At 64.4% G+C, this 17,040-nt stretch carries 11 protein-coding genes; 10 read left to right on the top strand and 1 reads right to left on the bottom strand.

The features are described from left to right. Positions 1-36: 36 nt before the first annotated feature. A complete protein-coding gene (locus ACK4FH_RS04835) occupies positions 37-1,395 on the top strand; it encodes an amidase (RefSeq protein WP_409811475.1) in 1,359 nt (452 codons plus the stop codon). A 48-nt stretch (positions 1,396-1,443) separates the two neighbouring features. Here the strand turns inward: ACK4FH_RS04835 and ACK4FH_RS04830 are convergent, their stop codons facing one another. Continuing rightward, positions 1,444-3,660, bottom strand: a complete 2,217-nt coding sequence (locus tag ACK4FH_RS04830; RefSeq protein ID WP_409811474.1) for a PQQ-dependent dehydrogenase, methanol/ethanol family — start codon at positions 3,658-3,660, stop codon at positions 1,444-1,446. A gap of 689 nt (positions 3,661-4,349) precedes the next feature. On the opposite strand from ACK4FH_RS04830, the gene ACK4FH_RS04825 reads away from it, so the two are divergent. The 9 genes from ACK4FH_RS04825 to ACK4FH_RS04785 all read left to right on the top strand — a co-directional run bounded on the left by ACK4FH_RS04825 (position 4,350) and on the right by ACK4FH_RS04785 (position 16,740). After that, positions 4,350-4,688 (top strand): P-II family nitrogen regulator, encoded by a 339-nt coding sequence (locus ACK4FH_RS04825; protein ID WP_409811472.1) that lies wholly within the window; start codon positions 4,350-4,352, stop codon positions 4,686-4,688. A gap of 62 nt (positions 4,689-4,750) precedes the next feature. After that, positions 4,751-6,091, top strand: a complete 1,341-nt coding sequence (locus tag ACK4FH_RS04820; protein ID WP_409811471.1) for an ammonium transporter — start codon at positions 4,751-4,753, stop codon at positions 6,089-6,091. A 447-nt stretch (positions 6,092-6,538) separates the two neighbouring features. Beyond that, the gene (locus ACK4FH_RS04815) at positions 6,539-7,795 is read left to right on the top strand and encodes an ammonium transporter (RefSeq protein ID WP_409811470.1); all 1,257 of its coding nucleotides are present in this window, start codon (positions 6,539-6,541) and stop codon (positions 7,793-7,795) included. A gap of 243 nt (positions 7,796-8,038) precedes the next feature. Beyond that, positions 8,039-9,283: an aminotransferase class I/II-fold pyridoxal phosphate-dependent enzyme gene (locus ACK4FH_RS04810; RefSeq protein WP_409811468.1), complete on the top strand. Its 1,245-nt coding sequence runs from the start codon at positions 8,039-8,041 to the stop codon at positions 9,281-9,283. 122 nt (positions 9,284-9,405) lie between these two features. Next, positions 9,406-11,970, top strand: a complete 2,565-nt coding sequence (locus ACK4FH_RS04805; protein WP_409811467.1) for a DNA translocase FtsK 4TM domain-containing protein — start codon at positions 9,406-9,408, stop codon at positions 11,968-11,970. 100 nt (positions 11,971-12,070) lie between these two features. Then, positions 12,071-12,775, top strand: coding sequence for a LolA family protein (locus ACK4FH_RS04800; RefSeq protein ID WP_409811466.1), 705 nt, complete (start codon positions 12,071-12,073; stop codon positions 12,773-12,775). 120 nt (positions 12,776-12,895) lie between these two features. Further along, entirely contained in the window at positions 12,896-13,705 is an 810-nt protein-coding gene (locus tag ACK4FH_RS04795; protein WP_409811465.1) for a gamma-glutamyl-gamma-aminobutyrate hydrolase family protein, read from the top strand. A gap of 54 nt (positions 13,706-13,759) precedes the next feature. After that, a complete protein-coding gene (locus ACK4FH_RS04790) occupies positions 13,760-15,142 on the top strand; it encodes a glutamine synthetase family protein (RefSeq protein WP_409811464.1) in 1,383 nt (460 codons plus the stop codon). Between the two features lie 215 nt (positions 15,143-15,357). Then, the gene (locus ACK4FH_RS04785) at positions 15,358-16,740 is read left to right on the top strand and encodes an aspartate aminotransferase family protein (RefSeq protein WP_409811462.1); all 1,383 of its coding nucleotides are present in this window, start codon (positions 15,358-15,360) and stop codon (positions 16,738-16,740) included. Positions 16,741-17,040 lie beyond the last annotated feature (300 nt).

Raw genomic sequence — 17,040 nt, 5'->3', positions numbered from 1 at the left:
TCGCGGCCTACTCTGCGCCTCGCAGGAGCAGGACAGATGAGTTTCGCAGACAAGACCGCACTTGAACTTGGCCGCGCCTTCGAGTCGGGCAAGGCCGATCCGCGCGAAGTGACGGAAGAATTTCTCGAACGCGCGAGCCTCATGGACCCCGGCCGGCGCATCTATGTGCGCCTTCTGGAGCGCCGCGCGCGCGCCGAAGCCGAAGCCGCAAGCGAGCGCGCGGAACGGGGCTTGCGCCGCCATGCGCTCGACGGCGTGCCGCTGTCCTGGAAGGACCTCTTCGATGTCGCGGGCGAGGCAACGGCAGGCGGCTCGCTCGCGCTCAAATCCCGCATGCCGGCGCAGGACGCCGAAGTGCTTGCCCGCGCAACGCGCCTGGGCAGTGTCGCACTCGGCAAGACCACGATGACGGAACTCGCTTTCTCCGGCCTCGGCATCAATCCGAAATTCGGGACGCCCGCAAATCCCCATGACGAGAAGATCGAGCGTGTACCGGGCGGTTCGTCCGCCGGGGCGGGCGTCTCGGTCGCGGCCGGTCTCGCGCCCGCCGCCATCGGCACCGACACAGGCGGCTCGGTGCGCATTCCCGCCGCCTGGAACGGGCTTGTCGGATTGAAAACCACGGCAGGCCGCCTGCCGCTCACCGGCACCGTGCCGCTCTCGCCGACATTCGACACGGTTGGCCCGCTTGCGAAAGATGTGGAAGACGCGAATGCGTTGCTCGCCCTCCTTGAGGGACGCGAGGCTCGCCAGCTCCATGCGGCCGATCTTTCGCGCGCCACCTTCTGGCTGCCATCCGGCGGCGTCGTCTGGGAAAGCGTCGAGCCGCCCATCCGCTCCGCCCTCGACAATGCCGTCCGCCGCCTCGTCCGCGCCGGCGCGCGGATCGTCGAACATCCGCTGCCCGAACTCGACGAGGTTCACACCCTTGCCTGGGACCCGAAGGCAAGCCGCCTCGTCGCCGAGGCCTTTGCGCAATGGGGCGAGATGCTCGCCGCGAACGAAGACCTCATCTATCGTCCCGTCTTTGATCGCGTGATGGCGGGCGAAAGACTGATGGCGGGCGATCTCGTGCGCGGCGACCTGAAGCGCCGCGAGATCAATACGCGCTATCTTGCAGCGACAGCAGGCGCCGACGCCGTGATCCTGTCCACCGTTGCCATTGCGCCGCCGCCCATCGCGGAACTTGAGGCCGGCGGCGAGGCTTACGGCCGCGCAAACCGGCTCGCACTGCGCAACACGACCATCGGCAATCAGCTTGGCCTCGCGGCGATCACGCTTCCATGCGGTATCGACGACAAGGGCCTGCCCATCGGCCTCATGCTGCAGGGCGCTCCCCATACGGAGGAAAAGCTGCTGACCCTCGCCCTCTCGCTCGAGCGCTTACTCAAATGAAAAAGCCCCGGCATCGCTGCCGGGGCTTTTCCGTCCGCTCCCGCAGGATCAGTTCGTGACTTCCTGCCGCGCGCGGTCTTCAAGCGCGCGCTTCTGGATATAGGACTTGATCGCCTGCACGTCCTCTTCCGAAAGATGGTCGGCGAAGCTTGCCATGCCATTGTCGGAAAGAATGCCGCCGCGCACGATCTCGTCGAACATCGCCCGCACATTCTCGTTCATGCGGCGAAGGTCCGGCGTGACGCCGGGCGAAATCGCCAGCGCGCCATGGCACAGCATGCAATAGGTCGCATAGCCGATCTCGCCATGCCGCACCTCTTCTTCCGAAGCGGTGAGCGCCGGCCATTCCGGGATCGACTGATCCCGGAGCGCGAGCTGCGGCAGCTCCCCGCCGCCGCCGATCTTGAAGGCAATGAGCCGGCCTTCATTGCCATAGCGCGCCGCCGCCGATGTGCGCGCATCGCCCGAGACGATGTTGACGCCGCCCCAGCCCGCAAGCACGGCGACATATTGCTCGCCATCGACCGTATAGGTCACGGGCGCTGCGACGATGCCGGTCTGGATATATTGCGACCAGACGCGCTCGCCCGTATCCGCCTTGTAGGCATGGAAATAGCCATCCGCCGTGCCCTGGAAGACGAGATTGCCCGCCGTCGCCAGCACACCGCCATTGAGCGGCGCGGGATATTCCGCCTGCCAGCGCGCTTCGCCCTTCACCGGATCCCAGGCCTTGAGATAGCCCTTCTCCATCGGAATTTCCGGCAGCGCGTTGATCGCGTCGACATAGGCGGTCCAGTCGATGCCGGTGTTCCACCAGTTCTCCTTCACCTCGTATTCGCCGTCGCGCTTCCATTGTTCGGAGAGCGAATAGATACCGGCGATATCCTGTGTCGGGATATAGACGAGACCGGTGCCCGGATGGAACGCCATCGGGTGCCAGTTATGCGCGCCATTGGCAGACGGCAGCACGAAGGCCGTGCGGTCGTTGAATTCGCCTTCGCCCGTTTCGACAGGACGGCCCGTCTCGAGATCGACATGGCTTGCCCATGTGACGGTCGAGAAGGGATTGGCCGAGAGAAGCTCGCCCGTGTTGCGGTCGAGCACATAGAAGAAGCCGTTTTTCGGCGCCTGCATGATGACGTTGCGCAGTTTTCCGTCGATCTCGATATCGGCGAGCATCAAGGGCTGCGTCGCGGTGTAGTCCCAGTTGTCGCCGGGCGTCGTCTGGTAATACCACTTCATGCGGCCGCTATCGGCGTTGAGCGCGAGGATCGACGAGAGATAGAGATTGTCGCCGCCGCCGGGCGAGCGGATTGCGCGCGTCCAGGGCGAGCCATTGCCGGTGCCGACATAAAGCGTGTTCGTCTCGGGCTCGAAGACCATCGAGTCCCAGGCCGTGCCGCCGCCGCCGACTTTCCACCACTCGCCGCCCTTCCAGGTCGGCACCGCGGCTTCGAGTTCGGGATGTTCGAGCGGCAGCGAAGGATCGCCCGGCACCGTGTAGAAGCGCCATGCCTCTTCGCCCGTCTCCGTGTCATAGGCCGTGATGTAGCCGCGCACACCATACTCGCCGCCGCCATTGCCGATCACGACCTTGTCGTTGAAGACGCGTGGCGCGCCGGTAATCGTGTAGGGCGGTCCGGGGATCGTGTTCACTTCCCAGACGACCGAACCGTCCTTCGCATCGAGCGCGAAAAGCCGCCCGTCGAAACTCGCCGTATAGACGCGGCCCTTCCAGACCGCGACGCCGCGATTGACGACGTCGCAACAGCCATAGCGGCCCCACTCGCCCGGCACTTCCGGGTCGAAGCGCCAGAGCTCCTCGCCCGTCTTGGCATCGACCGCAATGGCGATGCCCCAGTTGAGCGAGAGATACATGACGCCATCCACCACGATCGGCGTCGCCTCGAGGCCGCGCGTCGTATAGGTGTCTGTCGACCAGGCAAGCGACAGCTCGCCGATATTGTCCGCCGTGATCTGGTCGAGCGGCGAGAACCGCTGCTCGTCAAAGGTCCGGCCATGGGCAAGCCAGTTGCCGGGCTCGCTATCGGCATTGATGATCCGTTCGAGATCGACGCCGATGGCGCCCTCGACGCGCGGCGCTTCCTGCGGCCCGGCCTCGGCCGGCGCTTCGGCCACCGTTGGCCGGGCAGGCGCCCCTTCCTCGCTGCTGCCGCCGATGAACTGCCAGCCGATGAAACCGGCCAGCACGAGCCCCGCCGCGGCATTCACCGCCACGGGCCAATTCTTTGCTAAATCCGCCATGGACCTCCCCGTCCCTTGCTATGCGCGCCCCGCGCGGCGCCTGCCTCTTATGCGGAGTTGCCCTCCGCCTTTTTGTTGAAAAACTCTAGCTCATGGACAATGGGCGGAAAACCCACCCCCTCCCTCAAAAGCGACCGCAGAACGCACCGGGAGAAAGCGAAGGGGATCGGCCCTGCCCTCGCCTCCGGGCTCGTTCCGCCCAAACCGCAAGGGCCAAAATGCCTATTCTTTAATCAAATGATCTTATATGATTAAATATTGTGCATATCCAGCGGGATTCCACCCGATCACCTCCTGATCGGGCCTTTCGTCCCCTCGCCTGCCATCGCCCGGTGCCGGCCCGCTGCCGAGCCCGCGCCAGGAAAGCGCCGATTCCCGCAGCGTATGCCGGTTCATCCGTGGCCGGATCATCGTGCTGCGGCCATGCTTAGATTTTGTGCATAGCGCCGCCATCCGCCGGGCAGCGCCTCCGCCACAGCCGCACACGCGCCACAACATCTGCCCGCGACCGGCAGGATTCAGCCGCTTTTTCCGTACTCGCCAAGGTCGTCTTGCGCGGCACGGTTCTTGAAACCGCAACGGCGCTTGCTCCCGTCCGGGCGTAACCGGCATGGCGATGTTCGGAGACAGGAGCGATGAGACGCCGGTGCCGAGAGGGGCCCCCGGCGACAGAAAAAGAGGAAACTCATATGAAGCTCGTCATGGCGATCATCAAGCCATTCAAACTGGATGAAGTGCGCGAAGCACTGACCACAATCGGCGTCCAGGGTCTGACGGTGACCGAAGTAAAGGGTTACGGCCGCCAGAAGGGCCAGACCGAAATTTATCGCGGCGCGGAATACGCGGTGAACTTCCTGCCGAAGCTCAAGATTGAAGTCGTCGTCGCCACCGATCAGGTCGACAGCGTCGTCTCCGCCATCAGCGGTGCGGCCAAGACCGGCCAGATCGGCGACGGCAAGATTTTCGTGATTTCCGTCGAGCAGGTGCTGCGTATCCGCACCGGCGAAACGGACGCAGAAGCGCTTTGATCCCTACACGGATCGAAGCTCTCCGTTAATGGGGAAGGCAACCCTCGAATGAGAGAGGAACTATGACCAAGACTGGACGATACACACGCCTGGCGGGACTTGCGGGCATGGCCATGCTGGCCATGACGGCGCCCGCCTTCGCGCAGGAAATCGAAGAGGTGGCCGAAGAGGCCTTCACTCTCACCGCGCCGGAAACGGCATATATTTTCAACACGCTGCTCTTCCTCATCGGCGGTTTCCTCGTCATGTGGATGGCGGCAGGCTTTGCGATGCTCGAAGCGGGCCTTGTCCGCTCCAAGAACGTCGCCATGCAGTGCACGAAAAATATCGGGCTCTTCTCCATTGCCGGCATCATGTACTACCTCGTCGGCTACAACCTGATGTATGACGGCGTCGATGGCGGCTGGTTCGGCTCGCTCTCGCTCTGGGGCGTGGACGATTCGGGCGGCGTTGCCGAAGACGGCACCGGCTATGCGGCGGCCTCCGACTGGTTCTTCCAGATGGTCTTCGTCGCGACCGCGGCCTCGATCGTGTCCGGCACGCTCGCCGAGCGCATCAAGCTCTGGCCGTTCCTCGTCTTCACGGTCGTGCTCACCGGCGTCATCTATCCGATCCAGGGCGCCTGGCAGTGGGGCGGCGGCTGGCTCAGCGAAATGGGCTTCTCCGACTTCGCCGGTTCGACCATCGTGCACTCCACGGGCGGCTGGGCCGCGCTCATGGGCGCGATCATTCTCGGGCCCCGCATCGGCAAGTATATCAAGGGCGGCGGCGTGAACCCGCTCCCCGGCTCGTCCATGCCGCTCGCCACGCTCGGCACCTTCATCCTCTGGCTCGGCTGGTTCGGCTTCAACGGCGCCTCCCAGCTCGCGCTCGGCACGATTGCCGACGCACAGGCCGTGTCGACGATCTTCATCAACACGACGATTTCCGCCGCCGGTGGCGTGGTCGCCGCGATGATCCTGACGCAGCTCCTCTACAAGAAGGTCGACATCACCATGGCGCTCAACGGCGCTCTGGCCGGTCTCGTCGCCATCACCGCCGAACCGCTCACGCCGACGCTTGGCTGGGCTCTCGGCATCGGCGCCGTCGGCGGCGTGATCGTGGTTCTCACGGTGCCGCTCCTCGACAAGCTCCACATCGACGACGTGGTGGGCGCGATCCCGGTCCACCTCTTCGCCGGCATCTGGGGCACGATGGCCGTGCCGCTGACCAATGCCGATACGAGCTTCGCCATTCAGGCGACCGGCGTGATCTCCATCGGCATCTTCGTCGCCGTGACGAGCCTCGTGCTCTGGCTGGCGCTCCGCTTCACGATCGGCATCCGCTGCTCGGAAGAGGAAGAGATGATGGGCCTCGACAAGGCGGAAATCGGTGTCGAAGCCTATCCCGAGTTCAGCCGCTAACTGATCTCTCCGGGCGGGGCCCTTTCCTCGGGGCCCCGCTCCCTCCCACGGCTGACCGGCCCACGCCACCACTTCCGGGACCGGTCAGCATCACTTGAGCCCGCGGATCCCCTCCGCGGGCTCTTTTTATGGGCTTGGTCATCAGCCGGGCCGGCCCGCTCATTCCGGCGGCAGATTTTCCGGCTGCACAAGAATTAATCCATTTGCCTCGAAACAAGGGTCATTCCCTGTGCAGGCGGAACTGCATTGGCGCCCGCCGGATTGACAGACTTTCCCTAACCCCATGATCCTAAAGCACTCCCGGCTGCCCGCATCAGTGGCATGCATATTGATTATGCAGATCGCTGAATAATCAGGCCGCATGCCCATTGGGGGAGCAACAGGCGGCCGGCATCCGTACCGGCAGGCAATGCCGGGCGGATCGGTGGCAATAAAGGGAGATCCTTCATGGAAGAGATTGAGACTGCGGCCGTCGGCCTCGGCGCGGGCGGCGATGTGTTTTTCATCCTCATGGGCGCCATCCTCGTCTTCGCGATGCATTCGGGCTTCGCGTTCCTCGAGGTCGGCACGGTGCGCCACAAGAACCAGGTCAATGCGCTGGTGAAGATCCTTGCGGACTTCGCTGTCTCGACCGTCTCCTATTTCCTGATCGGCTACATGGTCGCCTATGGCGTCACCTTCTTCGTCAGCGCCGCCGTTCTGAGCGGTGCGGAAACGATGGAAGGCGTCGAGTTTGCCCCGCAGGGCCTCGATCTCGTGAAGTTCTTCTTCCTCCTCACCTTTGCCGCCGCGATCCCCGCGATCATCTCGGGCGGTATTGCCGAGCGCGCCCGCTTCTGGCCGCAGGCGGCCGCGACCGCGATCATCGTCGGCCTCGTCTATCCCTTCTATGAGGGCCTCGTCTGGAACGGCAATTTCGGCTTCCAGGACTGGCTTGAAGCGACTTTCGGCGCACCCTTTAACGACTTCGCGGGTTCGATCGTGGTGCATGGCGTCGGCGGCTGGCTGGCCTTCGCGGCCGTCATCCTGCTTGGCCAGCGTCAGGGCCGTTACACCAAGGACGGCAAGCTGGTCGGCTTTCCGCCCTCCTCGATCCCCTGGCTCGCGCTCGGCTCCTGGCTGCTCTGCATCGGCTGGTTCGGCTTCAACGTCGTTTCCGCCCAGGCCCTTGAAGACGTGTCGGGCCTCGTCGCGATGAACTCGCTGCTGGCCATGGGCGGCGGCATTCTCGCCGCGCTGGTCATCGGCAAGAACGACCCCGGCTTCATCCATAACGGCGCGCTGGCCGGCCTCGTCGCCGTCTGCGCCGGCTCGAACATCATGCACCCCGCCGGCTCCTTCGTGGTCGGCGCGGTCGCGGGCGCTCTATTCGTCGTCATGTTCGACCTCTGCCAGCGCCGCTTCAAGATCGACGACGTGCTGGGCGTCTGGCCGCTGCACGGGCTTTGCGGCCTCTGGGGCGGCATCGCGGCGGGCATTTTCGGCCTCACCGAACTCGGCGGCCTTGGCGGCGTCAGCTTCATGAGCCAGCTTGTCGGCTCGCTCGCGGGCGTCACCTATGCAGCGGTTGCGGGCTTTGCGGTCTATGGGCTTCTGAAGGTCGTGACCGGCATCCGCCTCACGCCGGAGGAGGAACATCGCGGCGCCGACCTGTCGATCCACAATATCGGCGCCAACCCGGAATCCGAGATTCCGCAACGCTGAGGAGAGCCCGCACCGCAGGAGCAGAAGCAGCCCATAACGGTTTTGTTAACGCGCCGTTAAATATTTGCTTCCAATTTTGTGGATAAGGCGCGGGAATTCCACAGCTTTTTCCACTGGGCGAAGCGGTCCGGAGCACTGGACCGCTTCGCCGCCCATGGTTAAGATCGCGCCGATCTCTTTACCGGGTCCGTGCGTATCTTGTGGCGCACCTGCCCGAGCGCCACAGGACTTAGCGCGATCCCCATGACAGCGAGCGACATCTCACGCTTCGAAGGGCTGCCGGACAGCCCCTTTCCGCGCCTGAATGCGCTAATCGAGGGTGTGGAGCCCGGCAATTCGCCGCTCATCATGTCGCTGGGCGAGCCGCAACACGCCTTTCCCGCCTTCGTGACCGAGGAAATCGCGCGGAATGCAGCCTCTTTCGGCAAATATCCGCCGATCATCGGCACCGAGGTCTTCCGCCATGCGGCGGCGGGCTGGCTCGGGCGGCGCTTTGGCATCGCGGAACATATCGGCAAGGACCGTGACCTCGATCCGGACCACCAGATCCTGCCCGTGAACGGCACCCGCGAGGCGCTGTTCCTGATCGCGCAGGTGGCGACGCCGCCTGAAAAGGCAGGCAGGCGCCCGGCGATCCTGATGCCCAACCCGTTCTATCAATGCTATGCGGCTGCGGCGCTGGCCGCGGGCGCCGAGCCCGTCTACATCGCCGCAACGCGCGACAATGGCTTCATGCCCGATTTCGAGGCGCTGCCCGAGGAGCTGCTGGCGCGCACCGCGATGATCTATTTCTGCAGCCCGGCAAACCCGCAGGGCTCGGTCGCAAGCCTCGACTATCTGAAGGGCCTCATCGCGCTCGCCAGGCGCCACAACATCACGCTCGCGATCGACGAATGCTACGCCGACATCTATGACCGCGAGCCGCCTGCCGGTGCGCTTCAGGCCGCGCTCGCGATCCATGATGGCCGGGACAACGGAAAAGGCGGAGACCCCTTCGCCAATATCATCATCTTCCATTCGCTCTCGAAGCGCTCGAGCCTGCCGGGGCTGCGCTCCGGCTTCTGCGCCGGTGAAAAGGCGCTGATGCAACGCTTCCGCAATTTCCGCAACATTGCAGGCCCGCAAGTGCCGCTGCCGCTGATGGCGGCGTCTGCCGCCTGCTGGAACGACGACGGGCATGCGGCGGCGAACCGCGATCTCTACCGCGCGAAAATCACCGCGGCCGAACGCATACTCGGCAATCGCTTCGGCTTCTACCGTCCCGCCGGCGGCTTCTTCCTCTGGCTCGATGTCGGCGATGGCGAAAAGGCCGCGCACGAACTCTGGGCGAAGGCCGGCGTGAAAGTGTTGCCGGGAGCCTATCTCTCGCGCGAAGATTCACCCTATGGACCGGGCGGCAATCCGGGCCGGGCCTATATTCGCGTCGCGCTTGTCGGCAGCGAGACGGAAACCGAAGAAGCGCTGTCGCGCATGGCGGAGGCGCTGTGATCGGCGCATCGGCGAAGGGTAGCCGCAGCGCAAAGACCGGGAAGGCGCGAAAGACCGGCGGCAAGAAGCCGGGACCGGCGCCCCGGAAGCAGACGGCGAGAGCCGATCGGAGGACGGATCGCGTGAGGAAGTGGATCGTCAATCCGCTGACCTGGCTGCCACCGGCGGCAAGCGACTTCGTTACGCGCCGTCTCGTCGAGGGTGCGGGCGTCGTGCTGATGGGCGTTGCGCTGTTCGGCCTTCTCGGCGTGATGAGCTGGTCGCTCGACGATCCGAGCCTCAACAATGCGACAACGCGGCCGGCATCGAACTGGATGGGCCTGCCCGGCGCCTATACCGCCGACATCCTGCTGCAGACGCTCGGCCTTGCCTGCCTGTTTCTGCTGCTGCCGGTTTTCGTCTGGGGCCTGCGCGCCTTTTCGCATCGCCGCGTGAGCCACATCGTTTTCCGCGTCGCTGCCTGGCTCGCGGGCACGCTTGCCGCCGCCGCCTTTTTCGGCGCGCTGCCGCATTTCACCTTCTGGCCCTTGCCGCTTGGCCTTGGCGGCGTTCTCGGCCAGGCGCTGGCGGCGCTTGGCCTCAGCGTCTTTGCACCGCTGGCAGGCGCCAATGCCGCCTACACGCTGACAGCGCTCATCGCCGCCCCGATCGCCCTGTTCCTGATCCTCTTTGCAACCGACACCTCGATTGCCGACATTCGCAAAGCCGCGCAATGGGTGAAGGCGAAGCTCGGCCGCGAAAGCGATGAGGAAGAGGAAACCGAACGGCGCTATCCCGGCGGCACCCGCGCGCGCCGCGGCGGCGCAGCCGTGGCCGCAGCGCCCCGGCCGCATCGCCCCGATGTCGAGCCGAGCCGCCTTCGCATCATCGCATGGACGATCGGCGACACGCTGGGCGACTGGCGCGACCGCGTTCTGAAGCGCGGCGACTATGCCCCGCTCGACCCCGATGAAATCGAAGCCGCACGGCAGGGCCGCCTCGGCAGCTTCGGCCGCCGCGGCGAGGACGAGGAGGCGGAAGCCCGCCCCGCCCGCCGCCGCGAAAGGCCCGCGCCGGAAGAGCGCGTCGAACCCACCTGGTCCGACCGCCCCGCGCCGCGCGTCAACCGCTCCACTACAAAGCCCGTGAAACCCTCGAAGCGCGCCGCGCGCGAGGCGCAGCCGAAACTGCCGCTCGAACCGGCAGGCGACTACCAATTGCCGCCCTTGAGCCTGCTCACCAAACCGAAGCCGACAACCAGCGTCGCGACACAACTCACCGACGAAGCACTGCAGCAGAATGCGAGGCTTCTCGAATCCGTGCTCGACGATTTCGGCATTCGCGGCGAAATCATTTCGGTGCGCCCCGGCCCCGTCGTCACGCTTTACGAACTCGAACCCGCGCCCGGCATCAAGTCGTCGCGCGTGATCTCGCTTGCCGACGACATCGCCCGCTCGATGAGCGCGGTCTCGGCCCGTGTCGCCGTCGTGCCGGGGCGCAATGCCATCGGCATCGAACTGCCCAATGCGCGGCGCGAGACGGTCTATCTGCGCGAACTTCTGGAGACGCAGGACTACGAGAATTCAAGCTCGAAACTGACGCTGGCGCTCGGCAAGAATATCGGCGGCGAGCCCGTGCTCTCCGATCTCGCGCGGATGCCGCATCTCCTGATCGCGGGCACCACGGGCTCGGGCAAGTCCGTTGGCATCAACACGATGATCCTGTCGCTGCTCTACCGGCTCTCGCCCGAGCAGTGCAAGCTCATCATGATCGACCCGAAGATGCTCGAACTCTCCGTCTATGACGGCATCCCGCATCTTCTCGCCCCCGTCGTTACCGAACCCAAGAAGGCGGTCGTCGCGCTGAAATGGGTGGTGAAGGAGATGGAAGACCGCTACCGCAAGATGTCGAAAGTTGGTGTACGGAACATCGACGGCTACAACACACGCGTGGTCGAGGCGAATGAGCGCGGCGAAGTGCTGGTGCGCACCGTGCAGACGGGCTTCGACAAGGAAACCGGCGAGGCGATCTACGAAGAAGAGGAGATGGACCTTTCGCCCATGCCCTTCATCGTCGTCATCGTCGACGAGATGGCGGACCTGATGATGGTCGCGGGAAAGGAAATCGAGGCCGCCGTGCAGCGCCTTGCGCAGATGGCGCGCGCCGCCGGCATCCATATCGTGACGGCAACGCAGCGCCCCTCCGTCGACGTCATCACCGGCACAATCAAGGCGAACTTCCCGACCCGCATTTCCTTCCAGGTGACATCGAAGATCGACAGCCGAACCATTCTCGGCGAACAGGGCGCCGAACAATTGCTGGGGCAAGGCGACATGCTCTACATGGCCGGCGGCGGCCGCATCCGCCGTGTGCACGGTCCCTTCGTGTCGGACGAGGAAGTGGAAAAGATCGTCACCTTCCTGAAGAAGCAGGGCGTGCCTGAATATCTCGAAGCCATCACTGCCGAGGAAGAAAGCGGCGACGATCCCTTCGCCTTCGATAGCGGCGGCAGCACCGGCGACGATCTCTATGACAAGGCTGTGGCAATAGTCGCGCGCGACAAGCGCGCCTCGACCAGCTACATCCAGCGCCGCCTGCAGATCGGCTATAATCGCGCCGCGCGCCTGATCGAACTTATGGAAGAACAAGGCGTGGTGAGCCCGCCCAATCATCAGGGCAAGCGCGAGGTTCTTGTCGGAGATCACTGAATAGGCGGCGGCTTTCGGATTAATTCCCGGTTTACCATCGCCTCCAAATAGCCCGCCGGGGTTCTACATTTCGCCACAAAGAGCGCCCATGCTGTCTTTCATGAAAGACTTCGATCAGAACCACCGCGCGCGCCAGCGCATGCTCTTTGCGGCAGCCGTGATCGGCCTTGGCCTCCTTGTCGTGACGGTCGTCACGGCGGGCGGGTACGCCCGCGCCGAAACGGGCGCACAGGCACCGGCCGAAAACACCGCCGCCGATGCGGGCGACGAACAGGCGCTTTCCGAGGCAAGCGCCTATCTTTCCGCGCTCGACAGCATGCAGGGCGATTTCCTGCAGGTCGGCCCCGATGGTTCGGTGACGGAAGGCAAATTCTATCTGCGCCGGCCGGGCCGCCTTCGCTTCGAATACAACGCGCCAGAAAATCTCCTTGTCGTCGCGGACGGCACCTGGGTCGCCGTCAAGGACAGCGCCGCCCCCGCCCAGCGCTATCCCATCTCCTCGACGCCGCTTGGCCTGATCCTCGCGCAGAATGTCGATCTGACGAAAAGCGCCCGTGTGCTGAATGTCGAAAATCAGCCCGGCGCCCTGCTCGTCACCATCGCCGACCGCTCCGGCGAAGCCCCCGGCCAGATCACGCTGATCTTCGACCAGCCGCGCATGCAGCTACGCCAATGGGTGGTGACGGATGCGCAAGGGCTCCAGACCACGGTTGCGCTGCGCAATATCCAGACCGGTATCCGCGCCGACAATGCGCTCTTCGTACTGCGGGACGAGCAGCGGCCCACGATCGGCGGCGCCCGCTAGACAGGGCCTGCGCCGCTCGCTGGCGCATTTCCCCTCCGTCTATTATCATCAACACCTGTTCCTTCTTGCGCCGGCCGCCACCTTGACCGGCGTCCGCGCGCGCGGATACTTGTGACCTGCATGACCCGAAAATCTCATCGACGGCCCATTATCGGCATTCCCTGCGACGTGAAGATGCTGGGGCCCCACCCGTTTCACGCGGTGGGCGAAAAATATATCGCTGCGGTTGAAGGCGGCGCCGGTGGCCAGCCGGTCCTCCTGCCTGTGCCGCGCGCAACGCCGGGCGAGCCTTTCGACAGCAGCGCGAAGCTCGACGACATCTTCGCGCTCTGCGACGGCATCTTCCTCACCGGCTCGCATTCGAACGTCCATCCGGAAAACTACGGCGGCACGCCGCCGCGCGAAGGCGTGCTGATCGACCGGCAGCGCGATGCGCTGACGCTTGCCCTCATCCGCGAATGCGTCGCCCGCGCCGTGCCTCTCTTTGCCGTGTGCCGCGGCTTCCAGGAACTGAATGTCGCCTTTGGCGGCACGCTTCACCAGCATATCGAGGAAACGGGGGGCGAGCCCGGCTTTGCGCCGCGCCTCGACCACCGCGAGAAGAAGGACGACCCGCTGGAGATCCAGTACGGGCCTGCCCATGACGTGGCGCTCACGCCGGGCGGTGCCTTCGAGAAACTGCTCGGTACACAGACGATCCGGGTGAACTCGCTTCACGGTCAGGGTATTGCCCGGCTGGCAGATGGTCTTGTCGCCGAAGGCCGCGCGCCGGACGGCACCGTCGAGGCAGTGCGCGTGAAGGGCGCGGCGGCCTTCGCACTGGGCGTGCAATGGCACCCGGAATGGAAATATTGGGAAAACCCCGTGTCGCAGAAACTCTTCGGCGCTTTCGGGGATGCGGTAAGGCAGGCAGCCTCCGCCACGGCCTGAACCGGCACGGGCCCTGAGGGGCCCCGCGCCTGAAACATGAAAGAATGGTGTCCCATGACAATGGGCAGCGAGAAGGACGAAGCGGTCAAGAACGCGGAAGAACTGGTGAAGTGGCTGAAGGATCGCCGCATCACCGAGGTGGAATGCATGGTGTCGGACATGGCCGGCATCGCGCGCGGCAAGATCATTCCGACGCGCAAGTTCATCATCGGACTGAACGACCGCTCGCTGAAACTGCCTGAATCGATTTTCGGCCAGACCGTGACCGGCGATTATGTCGACAGCGATTTCCTCGGCGACATCGAGCCCGACATCATTCTTGATCCCGATCCCGCCACCGTGCGCGTCGTGCCCTGGTATGACGAGCCCACCGCGCAGATTATCTGCGACGCGAACTACCGCGACGGCAGCCCCGTTCCCATCGCGCCGCGCAACGTGCTGAAGCGCGTCGTCGCGCTGTTCGAGGAAAAGGGCTGGCAGCCCGTCGTCGCGCCCGAAATCGAATTCTATCTCGCAGCGAAGAACATCGACCCCGACTATCCGCTGGAGCCGCCCGTCGGCGCCAACGGCCGGCAGGAAACCGCACGCCAGTCCTATGGCATCGACGCGGTCAACGAGTTCGATCCGATCTTCGAGGACATGTATGATTTCTGCGAGGCGCAGAACCTCGATATCGACACGCTGATTCACGAGTCGGGCGCGGCCCAGGTCGAGATCAATTTCGATCATGGCGACCCGCTCGAAATCGCCGATCAGGCCTTCCTCTTCAAGCGCACCATGCGGCAGGCGGCACTGCGCCACGGCATCTATGCGACCTTCATGGCGAAGCCCTATGAAGGCGAGCCCGGCAGCGCCATGCATATCCACCAGTCGATCGTGAGCGCGGAGACGGGCGACAATCTCTTTGCCACCAAGCAGGGCAAGGACACGAAGCTCTTTCTCGGCTACATCGCCGGCCTGCAGAAATTCCTGCCCGATGCGATGGCGCTGATCGCGCCGAACGTCAATTCCTATCGCCGCATCGTCCGCGACCATGCCGCCCCCATCAATACCCATTGGGGCCATGAGAACCGCACGGTGGGCCTGCGCGTACCGGAAGCGCGCCGTCAGGGCCGCCGCGTCGAGAACCGCGTGCCCGGCGCCGACGCGAACCCCTATCTCGCCATCGCCACCTCGCTCGCCTGCGGCTATATCGGCATGGTGAACGATCTGAAGCCGACCAAGGAAATGACGGGCAATGCCTATGACAGCAAGCGTTTCGCGCTGCCCCGCCATCTCCTCGACGCGCTCGACAATTTGCGCACCGCAAGCGAACTCAAGGAAGTCCTCGGCGCCGATTTCGTGACGCTCTACATGGACGTGAAACTCACCGAACACGAAGCCTATCAGCAGGTGATTTCGGCGTGGGAACGCGAGCATCTGCTCTTGAACGTGTGAAACGGCGAAGGTTGGTAAATCACCCCTATTCCCCTATACTCCCCCCCATGACCAGCGATGCCTTCACACCTGCCGCGCGGATGCGGCTCGCCAAGCGCGAGCTTCTGATCCTCTGCGCCCGCATCGGCTACAACCCGTAAATCCGCTCCGGCTCGGGTCACATCCCCCGCGCAATTCCGCATCTCTCTTTCATTCGGAACACGGAGCAAATTCCCATGTCGCAGACCGCCGCAATCTCGAACCAGACCAAACGCTGGCAGGAGATGGACGCCACCCATCACCTCCATCCCTTCACGACGCACAAGGACCTCGCCGCCAAGGGCGCGCGCGTCATCACCCATGCCGAAGGCGTCTATCTCTATGACTCGGAAGGCAAGCGCCTGATCGACGGCATGGCGGGGCTCTGGTGCGTGCAGGTCGGCTATGGCCGCGAGGAATTGGCGCAGGCGGGCTACAAGGCGCTGAAGGAACTGTCCTACTACAACAACTTCTTCCAGACGACGAACCCCTACGCCGCCGAACTTTCGCAGAAACTCTCGGAAGTCTGCCCGAAGGGGATCGACCGCTTCTTCTTTGCCAATTCAGGCTCCGAAGGAAACGACAGCGCGGTGAAGATCATCCGCTATTTCTGGAACCTTCAAGGGCGGCCCAACAAGAAACTCTTCATCGCCCGCAAGAAGGCCTATCACGGCGTGACGATGGTGGCGGCCTCGCTGTCCGGCCTGACGCATATGCACCCGCAGGCGGACCTGCCGATGCCGGGCTTCCACCATGTCGAATGCCCGGACTGGTTTGCCGAAGGCGGCGCGCGCACGCCCGAGGAACATGGCGCCTTCGCCGCCAAGAGCCTTGAGGACAAGATCCTCGAACTCGGGGCGGAGAATGTCGCCGCTTTCGTCGCCGAGCCCGTGCAGGGCGCCGGCGGCCTCATCATCCCGCCCGCGAATTACTGGGCCGAGATCCAGCGCATCTGCCGCAAATACGATGTGCTGCTCCATGTCGATGAAGTGATCTGCGGCTTCGGCCGCACCGGCAACTGGTTCGGCTCGGACACGTTCGGCATCGAGCCCGACATGATCAACATGGCCAAGGGTCTATCGTCGGGCTATCAGCCGATCGCGGCTGTCGGCCTCGGCAAGCGCGTCGGCGACGTGATCTTCAATTCCGACGAGGAGTGGTCGCACGGCTTCACCTATTCCGGCCACCCGGTTGCGGCCGCCGTGGCACTCGCCAATCTCGAACTCATGCAGAAGGAAAAGCTCGTCGAAAAGGCGGGCGGCGCCACCGGCGCGCATTTCCAGAAGCGGCTTGCCGAACTCTCCGGACACCCGCTGGTCGGCGAGACGCGCGGCGTCGGCCTGCTCGGTGCCATCGAGCTTGTGAAGAACAAGAAGACCCGCGAGAAATTCCCCGATGTCGGCAGCACCGGCACGATCTGCCGCAATCATTGCTTCTCGAACGGCCTCATCATGCGCGCCATCGGCGACACGATGGTGCTGAGCCCGCCGCTCACCATCACGGAAGGCGAGATCGACGAGCTTTTCGGCCTCGCCCGGCGCTGCATCGATCTCACCGCCAGGGACCTCGGCGTTTCCTGAGGCATTTGCTGGGCCTTTCCAGGCCGGGCGCCTTGCGGCGGTTTGTCGCAGGCACCCCGCTGCCCGGCCATTCCCGCCCAAGCCACTGAAAACATGAAGAAATCTTGTGTGAGCGGTCGGTAAACCCGCTGATTCATCTTTCGTTAAAGCGCATATTGAACACCGGCAGTCCCAAACCTATCTACTCAACTATGAGGGCCGGGCAACTGGCCGCCCGGGTGACTGCCCCCCGCTCACCCCCGCGGCGCCTCTGGCCCCCTCCGGCGCCGGTCTTCCCCTCCCGGTGCCAAGCGCGAGATG

The sequence above is a fragment of the Parvibaculum sp. genome, assembly GCF_046297875.1.
Classification (GTDB): Bacteria; Pseudomonadota; Alphaproteobacteria; order Parvibaculales; family Parvibaculaceae; genus Parvibaculum.
Note: the sequence above shows the minus strand (reverse complement) of the source record. Positions and strands in the feature narration are given on the sequence as shown.

What these genes read in the sequence shown, in the direction of transcription:
- ACK4FH_RS04835 (WP_409811475.1), top strand. Translation starts at nt 37, where the DNA reads ATGAGTTTCGCAGACAAGACCGCACTTGAACTTGGCCGCGCCTTCGAG.
- ACK4FH_RS04830 (WP_409811474.1), bottom strand. Translation starts at nt 3,660, where the DNA reads ATGGCGGATTTAGCAAAGAATTGGCCCGTGGCGGTGAATGCCGCGGCG.
- ACK4FH_RS04825 (WP_409811472.1), top strand. Translation starts at nt 4,350, where the DNA reads ATGAAGCTCGTCATGGCGATCATCAAGCCATTCAAACTGGATGAAGTG.
- ACK4FH_RS04820 (WP_409811471.1), top strand. Translation starts at nt 4,751, where the DNA reads ATGACCAAGACTGGACGATACACACGCCTGGCGGGACTTGCGGGCATG.
- ACK4FH_RS04815 (WP_409811470.1), top strand. Translation starts at nt 6,539, where the DNA reads ATGGAAGAGATTGAGACTGCGGCCGTCGGCCTCGGCGCGGGCGGCGAT.
- ACK4FH_RS04810 (WP_409811468.1), top strand. Translation starts at nt 8,039, where the DNA reads ATGACAGCGAGCGACATCTCACGCTTCGAAGGGCTGCCGGACAGCCCC.
- ACK4FH_RS04800 (WP_409811466.1), top strand. Translation starts at nt 12,071, where the DNA reads ATGAAAGACTTCGATCAGAACCACCGCGCGCGCCAGCGCATGCTCTTT.
- ACK4FH_RS04795 (WP_409811465.1), top strand. Translation starts at nt 12,896, where the DNA reads ATGACCCGAAAATCTCATCGACGGCCCATTATCGGCATTCCCTGCGAC.
- ACK4FH_RS04790 (WP_409811464.1), top strand. Translation starts at nt 13,760, where the DNA reads ATGACAATGGGCAGCGAGAAGGACGAAGCGGTCAAGAACGCGGAAGAA.
- ACK4FH_RS04785 (WP_409811462.1), top strand. Translation starts at nt 15,358, where the DNA reads ATGTCGCAGACCGCCGCAATCTCGAACCAGACCAAACGCTGGCAGGAG.